Annotated in this window: 16 protein-coding genes and 1 pseudogene; 10 read left to right on the plus strand and 7 right to left on the minus strand. The window is 36.8% G+C overall.

Going from position 1 to position 18,606, the window contains the following annotated elements; genetic code table 11:
• Positions 1-3: 3 nt before the first annotated feature.
• On the plus strand, positions 4-1,083 hold the full coding sequence (locus ACOV1Q_RS04950) for an App1 family protein phosphatidate phosphatase (protein ID WP_424493253.1): 1,080 nt from the start codon (positions 4-6) through the stop codon (positions 1,081-1,083).
• Positions 1,084-1,120: 37 nt separating this feature from the next.
• Here ACOV1Q_RS04950 and ACOV1Q_RS04955 read toward each other — a convergent pair whose 3' ends face one another.
• The 6 genes from ACOV1Q_RS04955 to ACOV1Q_RS04980 all read right to left on the minus strand — a co-directional run bounded on the left by ACOV1Q_RS04955 (position 1,121) and on the right by ACOV1Q_RS04980 (position 7,535).
• Positions 1,121-1,423, minus strand: coding sequence for a type II toxin-antitoxin system RelE/ParE family toxin (locus ACOV1Q_RS04955; protein WP_424493254.1), 303 nt, complete (start codon positions 1,421-1,423; stop codon positions 1,121-1,123).
• A complete protein-coding gene (locus tag ACOV1Q_RS04960; protein WP_424493255.1) occupies positions 1,420-1,641 on the minus strand; it encodes a hypothetical protein in 222 nt (73 codons plus the stop codon). Before ACOV1Q_RS04960 ends, ACOV1Q_RS04955 begins: the two co-directional genes overlap by 4 nt.
• Positions 1,642-1,793: 152 nt before the next feature.
• Positions 1,794-2,456 (minus strand): sterol desaturase family protein, encoded by a 663-nt coding sequence (locus tag ACOV1Q_RS04965; RefSeq protein WP_424493256.1) that lies wholly within the window; start codon positions 2,454-2,456, stop codon positions 1,794-1,796.
• A 156-nt stretch (positions 2,457-2,612) separates the two neighbouring features.
• Positions 2,613-3,230, minus strand: coding sequence for a deoxynucleoside kinase (locus tag ACOV1Q_RS04970; RefSeq protein ID WP_424493257.1), 618 nt, complete (start codon positions 3,228-3,230; stop codon positions 2,613-2,615).
• 195 nt (positions 3,231-3,425) lie between these two features.
• Positions 3,426-3,791, minus strand: coding sequence for a DUF6122 family protein (locus ACOV1Q_RS04975; protein WP_424493258.1), 366 nt, complete (start codon positions 3,789-3,791; stop codon positions 3,426-3,428).
• 450 nt (positions 3,792-4,241) lie between these two features.
• On the minus strand, positions 4,242-7,535 hold the full coding sequence (locus ACOV1Q_RS04980) for an amidohydrolase family protein (RefSeq protein ID WP_424493259.1): 3,294 nt from the start codon (positions 7,533-7,535) through the stop codon (positions 4,242-4,244).
• A gap of 92 nt (positions 7,536-7,627) precedes the next feature.
• Between ACOV1Q_RS04980 and ACOV1Q_RS04985 the strand changes: the two genes are divergently transcribed.
• From ACOV1Q_RS04985 to ACOV1Q_RS05025, 9 genes are all read left to right on the plus strand, one after another.
• The gene (locus tag ACOV1Q_RS04985) at positions 7,628-9,889 is read left to right on the plus strand and encodes an ATP-binding protein (RefSeq protein WP_424493260.1); all 2,262 of its coding nucleotides are present in this window, start codon (positions 7,628-7,630) and stop codon (positions 9,887-9,889) included.
• Positions 9,890-10,228: 339 nt separating this feature from the next.
• A complete protein-coding gene (locus ACOV1Q_RS04990) occupies positions 10,229-11,056 on the plus strand; it encodes a hypothetical protein (protein WP_424493261.1) in 828 nt (275 codons plus the stop codon).
• Positions 11,057-11,199: 143 nt separating this feature from the next.
• A complete protein-coding gene (locus tag ACOV1Q_RS04995; RefSeq protein WP_424493262.1) occupies positions 11,200-11,961 on the plus strand; it encodes a hypothetical protein in 762 nt (253 codons plus the stop codon).
• Positions 11,962-12,542: 581 nt separating this feature from the next.
• Positions 12,543-12,881, plus strand: coding sequence for a nuclear transport factor 2 family protein (locus ACOV1Q_RS05000; RefSeq protein ID WP_424493263.1), 339 nt, complete (start codon positions 12,543-12,545; stop codon positions 12,879-12,881).
• A gap of 33 nt (positions 12,882-12,914) precedes the next feature.
• Positions 12,915-13,340, plus strand: a complete 426-nt coding sequence (locus tag ACOV1Q_RS05005; RefSeq protein ID WP_424493264.1) for an SRPBCC family protein — start codon at positions 12,915-12,917, stop codon at positions 13,338-13,340.
• Positions 13,341-13,534: 194 nt separating this feature from the next.
• Entirely contained in the window at positions 13,535-14,356 is an 822-nt protein-coding gene (locus ACOV1Q_RS05010; RefSeq protein WP_424493265.1) for a DUF5694 domain-containing protein, read from the plus strand.
• Between the two features lie 199 nt (positions 14,357-14,555).
• Positions 14,556-15,395: a DUF6438 domain-containing protein gene (locus ACOV1Q_RS05015; protein WP_424493266.1), complete on the plus strand. Its 840-nt coding sequence runs from the start codon at positions 14,556-14,558 to the stop codon at positions 15,393-15,395.
• A 134-nt stretch (positions 15,396-15,529) separates the two neighbouring features.
• Positions 15,530-16,072, plus strand: a complete 543-nt coding sequence (locus ACOV1Q_RS05020; protein ID WP_424493267.1) for a hypothetical protein — start codon at positions 15,530-15,532, stop codon at positions 16,070-16,072.
• 166 nt (positions 16,073-16,238) lie between these two features.
• Positions 16,239-17,204 (plus strand): hypothetical protein, encoded by a 966-nt coding sequence (locus ACOV1Q_RS05025; protein ID WP_424493268.1) that lies wholly within the window; start codon positions 16,239-16,241, stop codon positions 17,202-17,204.
• A gap of 47 nt (positions 17,205-17,251) precedes the next feature.
• Here ACOV1Q_RS05025 and ACOV1Q_RS05030 read toward each other — a convergent pair.
• Positions 17,252-18,553, minus strand: a pseudogene (locus tag ACOV1Q_RS05030) (amidohydrolase family protein).
• Positions 18,554-18,606: the final 53 nt, after the last annotated feature.

An 18,606-nucleotide genomic window follows, 5' to 3' on the forward strand; every position in this document is an offset into this window, starting at 1 on the left:
ATCTTGGAAAAGAACCTTCAAAAATGGCATTTTCAGGCCCCTTCTATGGCGAACTTCTTTAGAAAGATCATCAAAGCTATCACCGCAAAACAGGATATAAGAATTACCGCATACCGCAGCTACGGTACAAGAGATCATCTTTATCAACTGGGAAGAGCACTGGACGATGATGATCTTGTAATGGAGGAAGATCAATCTTTTAGAAGAACCCTCATCAATACTTATAAACAATTTGATACCGATGAGGTTCGTGGTGCCGAGGTGGCACTGAAACTGCCTAATAAGGCCATTTCGACGGCAACAACCAATAAAGAAGGCTATTTTCTATTTGATAAAAGAACTTCAGCAAACCTGCAGGCATATGCCGATGATGAGGGCTGGGTGCCGCTGCAACTCTCTTTCGTGAACGAGGTAAGGAACAGCACCATTGCTTCAAACAATCGTTTTAATACAGAATTGCTTATACCGCCGGCAACGGCAAAATTCGGAGTTATCAGCGATATTGATGACACGATCCTTAAAACAGGGGTGACCTCCTTCCTGAAGTGGCGGGTTGTTCATAATTCGCTGTTCAAAAATGCTCATAATCGTATCTCTTTGGAAGGAGCACCGCAATTTTACCGGCAGCTTCACGATGGCAAAACTGGTAGTGAACAGAATCCCGTGTTCTACCTGAGTAACAGTCCGTGGAATCTTTATATGTACCTCAAAACTTTTCTTGAGATCAATGATTTTCCGAAGGGACCTGTTTTGCTTCGGGATTTCAGGACGCCCTTTGATAGGTCTTTAAAGCCTGAAAAGCCGCATAAGCAGAAGGAGATTTTAAATATCCTGAAGACCTATCCCAATCTCAACTTTATCTTGATTGGAGACAGCGGCGAACATGATCCAAGAATTTACACAGATATCGCCGCCCAATTCCCCGACAGGATCCTGGCGATTTATCTTCGCAGCGTAAAACATCGTAAGAAAATGGAGCGGGTACATTCTATTGTCGATGAATTCACCACGGTTCCGGTAGTTTCTGTGGAGAAATCTAAAGAAGCCGAGGAACATGCGCGGGAGCAAGGATTTATAGACTGAATTAAAACTGTTGCTTCACCGTATAAAAACCTTCATTTTATTCTCTTAGATACTTTCTGATCTTTTCCGGATCCTGATGATTGTTCCAGAAGAAATGAAGTTGAATCTCTTCATTGGTAAAGCTGTAGAAAAAAGAGATATGTTTGTTTATGTTTCCAACTTTGATTCTTCTACTACGATCCCACCAGGTGAACATTTGAGGATTCTGCTTAAGTTTAATCATTGTTTTTTCGACTTCAAGGATAAAATCATGAACTACGGAAAGAGGCCAATTTTCATCTAAATATTCAAGATTATCATAATAAGTCTTTTCAGCTAAACGAGACCAGAATATTTTCACAGTCCATACTTTTCTTTGGAATCTTTAAGAATATTCTCATAATTCTGCGATTCACTATTCTCATGTTCCTTTATACTCTTGTCTAAGAGTTCCTGAATAGTACGGGAAATAGAATTTGTAGAAAACCATTCTTCACCTAAAAGAGATTTTAATTTTTGTTGCTCTTCAGGGGTGAGTTTTTTTAAAGTCTTTGCTAATTCTTCAATGGAAATGTTCAAAATTAAAGTGCTTATGGATAAAGAATCATTCCTTCTAAAATACAAAAGCTCTTTAAATAAATTATATTAAAACAGAAAAAGTTTATTTCTGATATTACGTCATGCTAAGCCGCCTTCTTAGGCGATTGGTGGAAGCAGGGTTCCTGTTGTTTCTACACCTTTTCATCAATAAATCCTTTCTGTCGTTCTACAGGCGCTTTCCGCGGCATAGTCCTGAAGATGATATCCCATAAAGGTGAAGAGACGCCAAAAGCCCTGTCTGGTTCCCTGTAGTGATGAATGCTGTGATGGTGCCATAGTATTTTCAGGAAATTATGGGGCACTCGAAAAGCATGAACCGAATAATGTATTGCGAGGTACGCAGCGTAACCAATCAGGAATCCGGCGAGAAATCCGAAGACGAGATCTCCTAAAATTGCCCTGTAGAGAATAAATAAGATAGTGGCAATGGTCAGACTTAAGATGGGAGGCATGGCAAGTCTCGATTTATCTTTCGGATAATCGTGGTGTACGCCATGCATGGTATAGGCAATTTTTTCCTTTCGGGGAGTGGTGGCGGGGAGGTGGTAGAGGTACCGGTGCATGAGGTATTCTACGAGGGTGAAAAACAGGAGTCCGCCAAAAAACAGGAGCACCATAAATGGCACTTGAAATCCTTTTTCAAAAATTCCGAAGTAAAGCAGGGCGGCAGCAATTACACCAAAGATGATAAGTGGTGCAGAAATATGAGTATGAGTCAGGCTTTCCAGAAGCGGATTATTAAAAAGCCTGGGAGAACCTTTGTGCTTTGGCCTTTTTAACTTTTGAGATTCCATAAACGTGTTTTGTCAGGATGCAACTGGTTGATCCTTACTAATATAACACACTTATCTGCAATTAACAATTATTAATTAACAGTTCTCAAAAAAGGTGTTTTGGGAGGTTTTTAGAAAAGATTTTCTAATCTCCCGTCTCCCGTCTAAATCAAAAATCTATTGGAAAAGGCCATTAAGTTCGCCGTCCACACGAGTAATAATATTCCCAAGATCTTCGGGATTGTCAACGAAATTGATATTGTCAACGTCAATGATCAAAAGATTGCCTTTGTCGTATTTGTGCACCCAGGCTTCATATCTTTCGTTAAGTCGGCTCAAATAATCAATGGAAATGGAGTTCTCATAATCGCGGCCACGTTTGTGAATTTGAGCCACAAGGTTTGGAATGCTGCTGCGCAGGTAGATGAGGAGATCTGGCCCGGCAACCACTTTTTCCATCAATTCAAAAAGAGAGCTGTAGTTCTCAAAATCTCTGTTGGTCATAAGCCCCATTGCATGAAGGTTGGGGGCAAAAATATGCGCATCCTCATAGATCGTTCTATCCTGAATGACAGATTTCCCGCTTTCGCGAATATCCATGATCTGCCGAAAGCGGCTGTTAAGGAAATAGATCTGCAGGTTAAAAGACCAGCGTTCCATTTTGTTGTAAAAGTCCTCGAGGTACGGGTTTTCCAATACATCCTCAAACTGTGGTTCCCAACTAAAATGTTTTGCTAATGATTTTGTGAGCGTGGTTTTACCCGCACCTATGTTTCCTGCAATGGCTACGTGCATATTTCCTGAATTTAGAACTTGCGATCTGGGATTGTGAATTATTTCGAGCCGTAAAGATAAAGTAATTCAGGGGTCAAATAAAAGCCTTTCAAAATTTTTGTGGCTTTGGGAAATGGGAAATTGCACTGCTTGCTTCGGAAACTTTTCAGAATGAGGATCCAAAAATGGCATTTTCGGGACATTATATTTTTGAAGTTATTCTAACCCGCGGAAGATCTCAAAAAAATCGCAATTACATTTAAAATACATCCAGAGGCAGTCGATAAAGTCGGTGATCATGTGAAACACCAGCCCAATGGCGATAAGCCGAAGCAGATAGTTTTTCAGAAAGATCGCTCCCAGGAAGTATAACGGGATCACATATTCCAAATGCAGTAAATGGAAGCCGATGCTGCAGCGGTTGGCTGCGAAAACAGGAGTTGCCAGCAGATGGTCAAGATCTACCAGCATCGTGGCGAGCAGGATAAGCCAGTTACGCTTCCAGTTTTTTTTGTCGTACCAGTATGCGATCGCTCCTATGAAAATGAAGTGTAAAAAGTAATGGACGAAAGTCTGGAGCATGAGGGAATTATTGACGATGTAAAAATATAAATTTTGTCAGCACGTCATGCTGAATTTATTTCAGCATCTATTAGTTGTGAATATAATGTTGCTTTTAGTTCTGAATCGTGTAGACCCTGAAACAAGTTCAGGGTGACGATGCGAAAGAGTTGTTCATCATACGTCATGCTGAATTTATTTCAGCATCTATTAGTTGTGAATATAGGGTTGCTTTTAGTTCTGAATCGTGTAGACCCTGAAACAAGTTCAGGGTGACGGTGCAAAAAGCCCTCTTCAAAATGGCCTTTTTGAAACTTTAAGTATTTAAAAAAAACTGAAAAAAGAAAAAGCCGGAACTCATTTAGTCCCGGCTTTTAAAATTATCAAATGAGCAAATTCGGCTTCTCGCAATCCGCAATGTGCAAATCTTACATTATACACTATACAAAAGAACCTGTTCACTGCAGTAAATCAATGCGCCATGCAGCCATGCAGCAGACTTTCCTCATGCCAGTCAAAAATGGCATTGTAGCGGTTGTTTTCCCAATAGAAATTGCCGCGCTGCTCAGGGTGGTTTCCAATCTCGTTCATGGTTTCAGCATCGTACAATCTTCCGTTTACCATGGTGTAAATTATGCTGTTGGTGTTGCGAATGTCTTCCAGCGGATTTTCCTCCAGCACCAAAAGATCAGCCAGTTTTCCTTCTTCCAGAGAACCAATTTCTTTGTCCATTCCAATGTATTCCGCCGAGTTAATAGTCGCCGTTTTCAAGGCTTCCAAATTGCTCATGCCGCCCATCTGGATCAGCCACAGTTCCCAGTGAGCGCCAAGTCCCTGTAACTGGCCGTGGGCGCCCATATTCACCTTCACCCCAAGGTCTGAAAGTTCTTTTGCTGTTTCAGAAACCAGGATGGGACCGTTCTCGTATTCCTCATCAGGAAGCGTGGTGCGGTGCCTGGAACGTGCATCAATGATATGCCGTGGCGTGAAATTCAGCAGTTTTTCATTTTCCCACACGTTGGTTTTGTCATAGAAATAATATTCCCCGTTGATTCCGCCGTAATTCACGATAAGCGTGGGCGTATATCCCACATCGCTGTTGCCCCACAGCGTCTTCACATCTTTGTACACCGGCGCAATCGGGATGTTGTGCTCGATCCCGGTGTGGCCGTCCACGATCATGTTCATGTTGTGGAAAAAAGTACTTCCGCCTTCAGGGACTACGTTGATGTCAAGCTCTTTAGCTGCCTGAAGCACCTGCTGTCGCTGCTCGCGGCGCGGCTGATTGTAACTTTTAACCGAAGTTGCCCCAAAGGCCTTGGTTCTTCTCAAGGCAGACCTTGCATCTTCGAGGCTGTTGATCTCTGCTTTAAAATCTCCCTCGGCACCATATAAAATGATCCCGGTGGAGTAGAGGCGCGGTCCAACCATTTCGCCACTTTTAATAAGTTCGGCCATCCCAAAGACGGTTTCACTTAAGGCAGATGGATCGTGTGCGGTGGTCACCCCAAAAGCCAGGTTCGCGAAAAACGGCCAGTGCTGCTGTGGCGTCAATCCATACCTGAAAGCACCAATATGCGCGTGCGCGTCTACCATGCCCGGCATGATGGTCTTTCCTGCCGCGTCATAGACTTTGGCGTCTTTAGGAACCGTCACTTCGGGAGAACTCCCTAGCTGCACGATCATGTTGTTTTCAATAACAATGGTTCCGTTTTCGATCACTTCCTCCTGCTCGTTCATCGTGATGATACGGGCGTTGGTGAAGGCGATTTTTCCGCCAGGAACATCGGTTGCTACTTTTAGTCCAATCCTGGTTCCTTCTTCGGTCATTGGCGGGATCGAATCTACTGAACCCTCCAAAAAGGTAAATCTGTCGGTGATTTTATTGGTGAAATACTCATCGCCCAACGTCCAGTGTACATTTTTACTGTTGTTGCTCCAGTGCAGGTTGATTCCGGCATCTTTGGCCAGCTGCGTCACAGGAACGGTTTTCGAGTCGGGGCCGAGTTCCACCGGCTGTCCCAGCATAGAAAGTGGCGCTACGTAAGCCTTGTGCAGGTTGGAGAATGCCACCCATTTATTATCGGGGCTTGGCACCAGCCTTCCGCCGTACTTAGATTCTAAATGCGTGCGCTCGTCCTGCCCGTTGAGGTCAATACTTTTCAGTTTCTTGGTAAGGCTCCCAAAGAGATAGCCACCGGTTTGAAAAAGGATCCTGGAATCGTCTTTATTAAACATGGCAAATTCGCCTTCATCGTAGATCTTTCTTAGGTTTTCTCCGGAAGCATCCACCATGTAGATCCCCGGATTCTTGCTGAAAGTGCTTCCCAGATCAGAGTTTCCGTCTTCTTTGTTAAAAACCACTTTTTTCCCGTCCTGCGAATAGGAAGGGTTCCTGAAAATGCCCTTTTCGGAAGTTAATTTTTTCCCGTTTCTTCCGTTAAGACGCACCGTTCTTACGGCGCCCATTTCGTCATCGCTCCAGGTCACATAAACAATGCTCTTTCCGTCGGGGGAAAAAGAAGGTTCAAATTCAAATTCTGAAGCCTTGGTGATACGTTCAGGAGTTCCATTCGGAAGTTCTTTCTTCCACAGGTAACCCACGGCATTGAAAACAAGCGTGTTTCCATCGGGAGAAGTGATCGCGTGCCGAATTACCTTCGGATTGAATTCTTCCGAAAATACGGGGTGATCTACCTGGTGTGTTTCCGCGATCTTGATGGTATTGTTCACCTCAAACGGAATTTCTGAAGCTTCGGTAGTTCCAACATTTACTTTTTTGATCTTTCCTTCACTCCAGAAAACAAGTTCCTCACCATTTGGCATCCAGCTAAAGCCGGGATACACCCCAAAGATCGCCCAGGCTTCCTGCTGATCTTTGCTTAACTGGTCGTACACCGGCCATTCTTCGCCGGTTTCCAGGTCGTGGATGAACAAAACCGAATTCGTGCGCACCCGCTTTACAAAAGCAAGTTTCTTACCGTCTGGTGAGACCTGCGGCCTGGCGGCACCACCCGGTCCGCCGGTCACACGGTCAATTTCTCCGGTCTGGAAATCGTAGCGGTTGATCACGTAGATCTGTTTGTTAGGGTCTTTGTTATACTGAAAAGCGCCGCCGGGGTACATGTCTTCGCTGTAATAGAGGTAACGCCCATCGGGTGAGATACTGGGCTCATTCACGTCCTGCTGGTCGTTCTTGCGCTCGGTGAGCTGAATTCCCGCATCTCCTGCGCCAATATGGTACAGCCACATTTCGCCGGCGCCCAGGGAGCGGCCCGAGGTAAAGTGTTTTCGCGCCACGATCGAATTCCCGTCGGGCGTCCACACGCCGTTGTTGAGCAGGCGAAAATTCTCCTTGGTGAGTTGTTTGGCATTTTCACCATTGGTATCCATGATCCAGATGTTATCGCCGCCGCCGGCATCGCTGGTAAAGGAGATCCTTTCGCCGTTGGGGCTGAACCTTGGCTGCACTTCATAGGCCATCCCGCTGCGGAGTGCTGTGGCTGTCCCGCCCTGGATTGGCATGATATAAATATCGCCCAGCAGGTCAAACACGATCTGGGAACCATCGGGGCTTACGTCCAGGTTCATCCAGGTACCTTCACTGGTGTTTAATGCAACTTCCTTGATGTTCCAGTCATCGGAATAAGGATCTGAAACATCCCATTTGTCATCTTTTTTATCGTCTTTCTTTTCTTCTTCCTGCGCAAAGACTGCGGAAGAGGACATTACAAGAAGCAATGCCAGCAGCTGATTTCTAAACATAAATACTATGAATTTTTAAAGATGGCTCAATATAGTCTTTTTCAAAGTTTTTATCCCTGAAGTTGCGGGTTTGGAAACCCTTAGAAAAACTTTTGACTTCAAAATGCTATTTTGTAGGAAATTATCCTATTTTTAACCATCCCTACAACTTTATTGGAACCGGTTTATTCCGGTGTGAGAGATATAAATGTACCAGTACGTTTATATTAGAAAAAATTAAAATAGCTGTAATAGGTGCAGCTATAGGCATGTTGCCCGCAATTATTCAGGAAAATATGAGTAAAAACTATAGACTATCATTTTTAGGAATTTCACTTATAATTCTAGTAATCCTAGGAAGATTTCTAACAGGAAATTACAATTTTTTACTGGATGATTTTTGGTTTACATCTGGCCTCTTACTCCTTATTTTACTTTCTTTAATCGATCAACCCCATTTTTCTAAAGATTCCAATATTTTTATAAATGCGATAACTGCCGGAATATCGCTTCTAATTGTTCAAAAAGAGAATAGAGATTTTATTTTCTGGATTTTTTTAGGCGTAATCGTATACTTAATATTCACTAGTTATGCTTTATTATGGTTGAGACAAAAGAGTTTAGGTCAAGAAAATAAGCTAATTCGATTAGTTGCAAGGTTCAACAGAGAGATAGGAAAGCCGGAAACACTTTTTTCAAGCTTTTTTATTTGGGGAGTTTTTAAACAATTTGGGACTGGGAACAATGAATTCAATGGTCTACTTCTATTCTGGGCAATTTTTATAATCCTTAATATCCCATCCTTAGCAAGATCAATCGAAGATTTATTTATCATAAGTAAGGATAAAAGTAACAAATTGGCTCTAGGTCAGATATTTGGAGTGCAATCTAAAAATACATTCTTGGTCAAACTTTATGATGCATCAGATAGAGTAATCAATACTAGAATATTTGATTTTGTAGAATTTAAATATTCAACAGATAAAAAAATAAGAAAAGGATTATTATTAGATACTTACTTATTGAATCAACAACAATGGGTTAAAGTATTATCAAACAATGAAATTGAGAAAATTTTTGATTCAGATATTTTTCAAAATCACAAATCAGATGTGGTTTATAGGTTAGATAATATTCCTGAAAACGATTATCTGAAAAGATTTGTAGGAATCGTAACTGAAAACAGTACTATTTTTAAAATTCGATTTATCTATAATTCCAAAATCAAAATTAGTGAAGGACAACTATTAGAAGTTTCAATTCAAGGGCAAAAGGTACTCTATCAAATCGTAGAGGGAATAACTAAAATTGAGCAATTAGAAAATAAAAATCAAACGGGCCTAATTTTAGGTGAAGCCTTGCAACTTGGGACCTGGAATGAAGAAAAATTTCAGTTTGAACAATTTGGTTGGGTACCTGAAATTAATACTCCAATTTATATAGCTTCAAAAATTTTAGAACCTAAAATTGAAGAATACGAATATAAAATTGGTGAGATTCCTGATACAAATTATCCAGTAGTTTTAAATAAAGACACAGCTATGTCACATCATATGGCTGTAGTAGGTGTAACCGGAACAGGAAAGTCAGTTTTTTCTAGAAACCTTATTCGGCAATATTTAAAAGATGAAAATACAAAAGTAATATGTGTTGATTTTACTGGAGAATATATTGGAAAATTTACCGATTTAGACCCCGTTAAAACTATTGACGACACGGTAAGTAGTAAACTATTTAAAGATATAGATTACATTGAGCAACAAATAGCGGATAACTACAATAAAGACAACGATAATTCAAGACAAAGAAAACAAGTAGTCGCCAAGGAAATTAATAAACAAATTGAAAATTTTTTAAAGGGAGATAAACAAATATCAATTTTTGAATTACCTCACGTGGCAAACACATCTGGTGTTTTAACTTATACCAAAACATTTTTCAGGCTATTATTTCATATTGCTAAAACTGAAAAAAGTTTTGGAAAAAGAGTTTGTATAGTTTTAGAGGAAGCCCATACAGTTATTCCAGAATGGAACTTTTCAGGTGTTTCGGATAAAGTTTCTCAGCCGTTATTAAATAGTATTGCTCAAATTGCCCTACAAGGAAGAAAATATAATGTTGGCCTTTTAGTAATTGCACAAAGAACCGCAAACGTGTCTAAGACAATTCTAACTCAATGCAATACTATAATTTCATTTCAAGAATTTGACAAAACAAGTAGTGACTTTTTATCAAACTACTTTGGACAAGAAATTACTAAATCTCTTCCTAAATTAAAATTTAGACAAGCTATTGTTGCTGGTAAAGCCTTGAAGTCCAATGTACCTATGATATTTAAAGTTCCAGAAATTAAAGAAGAGGATATAAAAGAATAACAGCTCGCAACATCGGTTATAGCAAATAGCGGGTTTTGCCAAAAAAATGTAATTTAGAAAACCAAGAAACAAAAGGTTAAGCTGACAAATTCACGTCCATACTCCCGCTACTTGTCCATAACCGTAACCGTTAGCTGCAATTATTTTACAAAGTTTCGTAGTATTTAATTTTTTTATTATTTTTATAAAACACTATTAAACAGATGATTATATATTTATATTATTAATATTTCTAAACTTTTAGTAGTCTAGTTGTAGAAGGTTAAACAATAAATTCATTTTTATTATTCTCAGTGGATTATTGTTAGAAGAAGATACATAATTTCAAATTTTTATTTGATGACAACAAATGATATATTAAAAATCATACATGAAGAGTCACGAAAAAAATCTGATGAGATATCAGTTCCAAAAGATGAGAAAATTGGACAAAATTTAACTTCAACGGTTATTGTTATAGCATTGACATCTTTTCTTGGATTAAATACCAATGTATTTACAAATGGTGCTAATATATCAGAAATTCCAATTTACTTTATTTATGGTGGATTAAATTTAATGGCTGTCAATAATTTAGACAGTATTTGTGGCAAACCAAGCATAAAGAGTCTTTTAAGTAAGATGTCGGGAGGAGCAACCGCTGGTATTTCGACAGCAGGAATAATAGCTGCAATTGCACTAAGCACAACAATGGATTTGGTACTTCTCGGAGGACTAGGTACTCTAGGAGCACTTGCCTCATATTTTATTAATCGAAAAGGAAAAAAAACCCATACATGTGGTAAAAAAATGAATTGTCAAACTTGGATTTGCCCTAAATGCAAAGAACTTATTAAACCATCAAAAGAATGGAGAGAAAAAGACAGATGGTCTCTTTTAGATATTTGTGAATATTTAGGTAATGGTGGATATTCAATGAACACAATTAAATCAATAGCTTTTTTAGTTTATACTAAATTATTGAAAAAAGAAAAATATCAGTTAGGGACGAATCCAATTTTATGGAAACCCGATTATATAAAACATATTGCAGATAAAAAATCTAATCATTTTAATAAAGATTTTGAGTTTTTTTTAAAAAAATCAAATTATAACTTATACGCTGAAAATTTACCTGTAGACTCTTTTTATAAGGATTGGGCACTGTTTATCAGAAAAAATAAATAACTGCAGCTAACAGCGGTTTATCTCAAATTACGGGTACTTGAAGAAAAACTGTAATTTTCGAAACCAAGAAACAAAATAACTAAGCCGACTAATCCGCGTCCCTACTCCCCAACTTGCGATAGCCGGGACCGTTGCCACCAGTTATGAAGAAAATAATCCAAATAATAATATTCTTTACAGTTACAACATCAATGGCTTGTGATTGTGTGATGTCAAATTTCACTCAAAAATTTATGCGATCTGATTTTGTAGCAGAAATAAAAATTACAAAACTCTATGAAAATGAAGGTGCGGATGAAATATATAAATCAGACATTGAAATATTAAACATATATAAGGGTGATTCTTTAAAATCAATATATGTAGCCGGTAGAAGCGATAAAAAAATGGGTAGTTCTTGTGCGATTAAGATTCCTAAAGAAACAGAACTAATAGCGTATGGCTATAAAAACAAAGATGGTAAGGTAGTTATTGGAATGTGCTCAGGATTAACATATACAAATAACCATTACTTTATTAACGAGGAGAGAATAACCAGAGAGAAAAAGATGCTCTCTGTTTTGAAAAAGAAAAAAATAAGGTTAACCAATAAAGTTCATGTTTCTAATTACAGTTCTCTAAATCAAGAATTAGAAAAGTTTAAGGGAATAGAATTAGAGAAAGATTTTGCAATTTTTGAAATTGAATTCTCTTCAGGTTTAAAAGTGAGGAATGTAAAAACTATAACAGGTTATGAAGATGTTTTAAATAAGAAATTAATGAAAATCTTAAAAAGCTTAGAATGGCAAAGCTATTATAACGGAGAGAGAAATATAGTTCCAAAAAGCAATAAAATTTTATTTGAAATTAATTATTACAAAGACAAAGAGAACAACACGAGTTTTCTAACTCAGCATTTGCTTTAGCATAACTGCCGGCAACAATGGTAACCGTTGCGCAAGCCGTTAATTCTGAAATTTCCTGATACAAATAAGCCGCTTTAAGCGGTTTTTCTTTTATAGATTAGGTCGGTTGTGAGCAAAATCCAGGTTCCCTAAAATTGAACTATGGGCTTCCTGTACAATGTTATTGGATGAAAGGATCAATGCTTTTTGTCTGCTCTCCCCGTAGAACTTCTGGGTAAGGGGATAAAGGAATTCCAGGTTCAGGGCTTCTTTTAAGCGTCGGTAAAAATTTTCTATTTGGATTCGGTTACTGAAACGGAAGGAAATAAAAAGTTTTTTATAAAAAATTTTATTGTACTGCATGTCAGAGATTTAGCGTTTTATAGTATCTTGTGCAACAGGTACAACAATTGATCTAAATTGCAGAATACTTGTCGAAAATGACATTTTTGACTATCATTAAAAAGCAGTTTTAATTGATAAATTGGTGTCTCCTTAGCCGCTAACCCTTGGCAACAAGCTGAAAAAATATTGTGGTAAAATGAACAATTCTTAAAATGACAAAAATAAGTTCAAGTCCTAATTGTGGAAATTCACCTAAAATGGAATTTCTAAAGGAATTTAACATTGCCTTTGCAAAAGGAAACGTGGAATTTATTACTGCAAGTGTGACAGATGACATTGTTTGGAATATAATGGGAGACAGAAAAATTGAAGGAAAAGAAAGGTTTACCGAAGAACTGGAAAAGATGAAAGCAATAAAAGCATCGGAATTAAGACTCGACCGAATTTTAACTCACGGAAAAGAAGGTGCTTTGAACGGGATCATGACAATGCAGAATGGTGAAAAATATGCGTTTTCGGACTTTTATTCATTTAGTGGAGCAAAAGGAACGAAAGTAAAATCAATAACATCATACGTAATCCTAATTGAGGAATAGTTTAAAATCAACTATAAAAATCAAACATTTCAGATGGAATCAAAACCCTCTATAATAGCTGTTCAAACTACTGTAAAAGCAGACATTAATAAAGTTTGGGAATTCTGGACCAAACCTGAACACATCAAGAATTGGAATTTCGCCACAGATGACTGGTGCTGTCCAAAAGCTGAAAATGATTTAAAACCAAAAGGTAAATTTTCCTGGAGAATGGAAGCTAAAGATGAAAGTATGGGATTTGATTTTACCGGAGAATATGAAAAAATAATCGAAAAGGAATTGATCACTTACAAAATGTCTGATGGGAGACTTGTGAAAATTAAATTTTCAGAAAATGAAAATGAAGTCACCATAAGTGAAACTTTTGAGGCGGAAGGAACTAATTCAAACGAACAACAACGAGCAGGATGGCAAGCAATTTTAGAAAATTTTAAAAAATATGTGGAGTCAGAAAAATAAGAGCCGTTGCTACTAATGGTTGTCAGTAATTGCCTGTTCTCGCCTAATGCTTACAATTTTCCCGGTTTTCAGTCAGGTGAGTACTTACAAAGTTAAATGCTAAACCCCGCATCTACTCATCGCCAAAGCCTTGCCTAAAATTTATTTGAAGTGTAACATTTCACAAGATGTTTTGTCATTATTGGAAAACAATAATGAGAATTCAACCATTACTTTTCACCCTATTATTTACTTTACAATTTAACGCTCAGACTAATAAAACAGAAGTCCTAACATTAGGTTCATTTCATTTTAATTTTCCAAATAATGATTTTGTACAAACAGAAAAATCAAATCAAATTGATGTACTTGAACCTAAGTATCAAGAGGAAATCAAAGTGATCGTAGAAAAACTAGAAAAATTTAAACCTACTATCATTGTTATTGAACGAAAATCTTCAAAACAAACGTTCATTGATTCATTATTCAACTCTTATTTAAAGGGAGAGTATCAATTAAAAAGAGATGAATCCCAGCAAATTGGATTTAGATTAGCAAAGAAAATTGGAATCCAAAAGTTATATTGCGTTGATGAATGGGGAGAATTCAATCAACAAGTTGATAAAGTGCTTTTTGGTAAAGATTCTTTAGAACAAGAGAAGTTCAGCGATTATTATGAAAAAAATACTGATGCCGATTTAAAATATGTTCCAGAAAATATCTTTCAAAAAGAAGGTATTCTGGCAGAGCTTATTAAATTAAATGATGAGGAAAATATTAGAAAAAGCTTAGGTAATTATTTGATTGGCCCGTTTAAATACGAGAGTAACGAAAGAGATTTTTTTGGTGTTAATTTTGAAACTGGTCGTTGGTTTAACAGGAACTTAAAAATCTTTAGAAATATTCAAAGGATCGAGGTAAGTCCAACAGACAGAATTCTTGTTATTTATGGTTCAGGTCATATAAATGTACTCAACATATTATTTGAAAGTTCTCCTGAATTTGAATTAGTAAATACAAATAGTTTTCTACAATAAAACAGTAAGCAACAACGGGTATTGCCGAAAATGTGTATTTTGAAACCAGGAAAGGAAAAGACTATTACAACTAGTCCGTGTCCTTACTCCTGCAACTTTCGATAACAATAACCCTTGCCAACAATATAATATGAAAATTTATCTTTTAATATTGATATCTCTGTTAGCTAATTCCACTCACGCTAATAAAATTGACCGATTGCAAACTACAGAAGAAGTAGAGAAATTTGTCAAAGAAGTCGAACCATTGTTTACCAAATACAAACACTCTAAATATAGAATGCTATCAACAGAGGATTTAGCTTATAAATTAAATTGTAACGGAATTTTTGAACAGTGGGGAATAAAAAATTGGGAGAAAACTGATATTAATAACGATGGGAAAACGGATCTGCTTTTTATTATCTCCAGTAAAAATGGGGATCCTTACACATTTTTAATTATTGACAAAGGATTAAAGGGTTTTAAAAATATTAGCTTATCAAAAAATAGCTTTGAGAAATGTGAATTATTTAAACCTACACAAATAGGAGAAAATGTTTATTTAAAATCTTATATTTTAAAACAAAAGGAGATAGGTCTCATGGAATATGAGGAATTTGTTGTGAATGATACTCTTACATTTAAATTTGACGAAATTGTGGAGAAACAAGAGAATCCCGCCAAATATAAAATTAAGGCGATTGAATACAGTACAGGCTGTTCTGACGGATGTCCTGTTTTTTCATTCAAGATGAAATCAGATGGAACTGCTTATTACAACGGGAAATATTACGCAGAAGTACACGGAGCGAGGACCCTTAAAATAAATCAGACAAAATTTAAGGAAATGGAAAAATTACTTGGTTATATACGAGTTAAAGAATTAAATGATAAATATAATGTTCCCTGGTTCCACGCGAAAACCGGTTTTCTTAGAATTACCTTTTCGGACAACACCCAGAAAACTATTAATGATTACGGTTCAATTGGAACCTTCGGCTTGTCTGCTGTTTACACCAAGATTGAAGATATTGTGAGAAATGAAATCTGGAATTAAGTCTGTTGGCAGCACTGCATGAATCAGTCTCAAATAAGAACTCCCTGCCTATTTGCAACGCCAGATTGTTATGCGGACAATCAAGCTCGCCAGCTCTGTTTTATAAACGGGACCTTGCAACATTTAAACCACCAATGAAAAAAATTATCCTGCTTTTATTCTGTTCGATTAATTGTCAGACTTTTGCCCAGAATGATTCTCTTCAAAAAGAACGCTATGAAGTTATAAATGCCCTTTATAAAGATTTCAACAACGAAAAACGTGGTCGAATAACGTTAGACAGAAATTTTTTCCCTTTTCTGGGCTTAGGCTCCTTAATCAGTGATAAAGAATTGATGGAAACCCTGATCGGAACTTGTAGAGATTTTAAAACAAGAAAAGAATACTCCTATTTCGAGCTCTTAAATCAGGAAGAAATTTTGCAAATGACTAATCAAATAAGTGATTTTGAAGAATTCAGAAGAATTGATCCAAAATGGATCTCGGATAAAATTCAAATAAAAAAAGATCCTGAAAATATTTATACTGCTATTACACTTCCTCTAGTCTACAATAATAAAGCAGTTGTTTACCGGACCAATAAGGATAGTGCAGAAACCTTGTTCGTTCTTGTTAAGGAGAAGGACGAATGGAAAGTAACATGCATAAAATATTTGTACATTCTGTTTGATCATTAATAAAACTGTGGGTGACAATAATTAACATGAATACGGCGGAACCAGTCAAAAATGATCTTTTTTGACTACCTTTTGAAATTAAGGTTTAACTGAAAATTTCAAGTCTATAAAACCGCAACTAACGTTATTCGGGAATGGCAAGGTTAAAACATAACAATATAAGACAATGATGAATAAAGGTTTAAAAGGCAGGTGTTTAATAATGAAAATTAATTTTACATTTCTTGTATTAGTTTTGGCTTTAATTTATAGCTGTAGTTCTGACGACATAGATGCAGAATCAATTCCCGAAGAACAAATTAAAAATAAGATTGAATTAAAAATTGATGGAGTTCCACCTGAAAATTCGATAAGAGGTTTATCTGCGACACTTTGTTGCGACAGGAAAATAAACGTAAGTTTTGAGCATTTGGTAAATTATGGAGAATCAGACGCGTATGGAGGTAATGGGCTTAGTTTGTCATTAGATGTAAATGGGAATCTAATAGGTTTATCTTACAATTCTTATAACCCAAACGAGGAATATGTGAGTCCATATTTTACTCCTACCTCAACTTTAAAGGTGACTGACTTTGAATTTGTAGAAAATGAAATTTTGAAGTTTAGAATTAATGGGCAAATAGTTAAAGACACTTATAATTTTTATGCTGAGCCTGAATCTGTAAACATTAAAGCTGAAGTTGAAATAAAAGATTTTAATAATTGTACTTGTAGTTCGTTCTCAAGCAAATTAACAAGCAACAATGATTTAAACTTTCATTCTGTAACCAGGACTCAACAAGGAACTGATATTAGATATTTAGCTTATACTAATAATGGTTATCAAATTGAGTTTAAAAATTTAAATGAAACTTTAAGGAATTTGCCACTGGGCGTTTATTCTTTTGATGAAAATTCAACGTCCCCTCGTATTGATTTGAGAAAGTTTACAGGTGTTCCAAGAGCATTTATTTATTCAATAATTCCTGAAGAATGGTTGAGGTATGAGACTTCAGGTAATTTTGAAATTTTAGAGAGACAGCAGTTAAATAGTGGGGAAATTGTTACAAAAGTTAAGTTCAATTTGATTGCTAAAGATCATAATGAAGTAATTTTTGAATTTGAAAATGCAATGCTGGAAACTCAGATGTAGAAGAACCCAGCTGGGAACAGCATGTATTGGAGATAGAGTCCAAAGCATTATAAAGTTTTGTCCATATAAACTTTTCCATCTTTCATTACGAATTTCACATTTTCAACAGATTCTATAAAATTGTTTTCAATATTGCCTTGTATGGCAATGATGTCGGCAAATGCTCCCGGCTTTAAGACACCAATTTCATTGTCCATATTTAGATTTTTAGCTGATAGATAGGTGGCAGACTGAAGGATATTTAAGGGACTCATACCAGATTCATAATACGTTCTAAACATATCCTGAGAAGAAAGTCCACGAGAAACTCCTATATCTGGATAATTATCTGAACCCGCTACAATGGGTACACCCATTTCTATAGCTTTCATCAATCTTTCTTAGATATTAGACATATATCCATCAATCCAGGTTAGTTCGTCTGGGCTGGTACCAGCAATTTCATAATAACGATTCATGTAGCTTCGGCTATTTTCCGTAGGAACTAAAAAAACATTCTTTTCTGCCATTAAATTTAGAGTAGAATCAGCTAAGAAAAAACCATGTTCAATACCATCTACTCCAGCTTTTATTGCATCCCATGCAGATTCATTTGTAATTGAATGTGCTGTAACCGTTAAACCATGTTTATGTGCGGTTTTTACAATGGCTTCCATTTCCGGCAAGGTTAATCTTGTATTGTTGGGTAGATTGTCTGCACAAAATTTAATGAGGTCTACCCTCTGATTAATATGTTCACGAACTGCATTGATAGCATCTTCAGGATTTTTAATGATTCGATACTCTTCATCTATGATATCCTGATATTTTTCTTGTACCCCATAAATCTGGCCGCCAGGCCCAGACATAATTTTGCCAGCTGCAAAAATCCTGGGTCCTTGAATAGAACCTTCATTATTTGCATCTCGTAATGCCACATCCAAAAATTCCCCCGAATTCCCCAGATCTTTAATAGAGGTAATTCCAATATCAAGATAAGATTGAGCTCTTTTGGCACCTCTTAAAGTTCTCAATGCCTGGCTTTCTAAAACTAATGTGGTGATACTATGTTCTGCAAAATCATCTTGAGGTTCCTGATCGAATAATATATGCGTATGCGCATCAATAAACCCTGGTAGAACAGTATAACTAGTTAAGTCAATAATTTTAGTATTATCGGGAATTTTAATATTGTCTCCAACATTAGAAATTTTATTTCCTTCTATATGAATTATTTTATCTTTTAGAATAATATTTTGTTCACTGTCATAAAATGAACCGGCTTTTATGAATATTTCATTGCTTTGAGCCAATGAATCAGTAAATGAAAAAAATGAAATAAGTAAGACCAGGAAGAGTAACTTAGACATAGTAGTGAATAATGGTTCGAAAGATTCCCTTAATTCGTAAAATCAAGTGAAAA

This window comes from Salinimicrobium maris (assembly GCF_049680855.1).
Lineage (GTDB): Bacteria > Bacteroidota > Bacteroidia > Flavobacteriales > Flavobacteriaceae > Salinimicrobium.

Coding starts and splice junctions, on each gene's coding strand:
- ACOV1Q_RS04965 (WP_424493256.1), bottom strand. CDS start 2,456: ATGGAATCTCAAAAGTTAAAAAGGCCAAAGCACAAAGGTTCTCCCAGG.
- ACOV1Q_RS04970 (WP_424493257.1), bottom strand. CDS start 3,230: ATGCACGTAGCCATTGCAGGAAACATAGGTGCGGGTAAAACCACGCTC.
- ACOV1Q_RS04975 (WP_424493258.1), bottom strand. CDS start 3,791: ATGCTCCAGACTTTCGTCCATTACTTTTTACACTTCATTTTCATAGGA.
- ACOV1Q_RS04980 (WP_424493259.1), bottom strand. CDS start 7,535: ATGTTTAGAAATCAGCTGCTGGCATTGCTTCTTGTAATGTCCTCTTCC.
- ACOV1Q_RS04990 (WP_424493261.1), top strand. CDS start 10,229: ATGACAACAAATGATATATTAAAAATCATACATGAAGAGTCACGAAAA.
- ACOV1Q_RS04995 (WP_424493262.1), top strand. CDS start 11,200: ATGAAGAAAATAATCCAAATAATAATATTCTTTACAGTTACAACATCA.
- ACOV1Q_RS05000 (WP_424493263.1), top strand. CDS start 12,543: ATGGAATTTCTAAAGGAATTTAACATTGCCTTTGCAAAAGGAAACGTG.
- ACOV1Q_RS05005 (WP_424493264.1), top strand. CDS start 12,915: ATGGAATCAAAACCCTCTATAATAGCTGTTCAAACTACTGTAAAAGCA.
- ACOV1Q_RS05010 (WP_424493265.1), top strand. CDS start 13,535: ATGAGAATTCAACCATTACTTTTCACCCTATTATTTACTTTACAATTT.
- ACOV1Q_RS05020 (WP_424493267.1), top strand. CDS start 15,530: ATGAAAAAAATTATCCTGCTTTTATTCTGTTCGATTAATTGTCAGACT.
- ACOV1Q_RS05025 (WP_424493268.1), top strand. CDS start 16,239: ATGATGAATAAAGGTTTAAAAGGCAGGTGTTTAATAATGAAAATTAAT.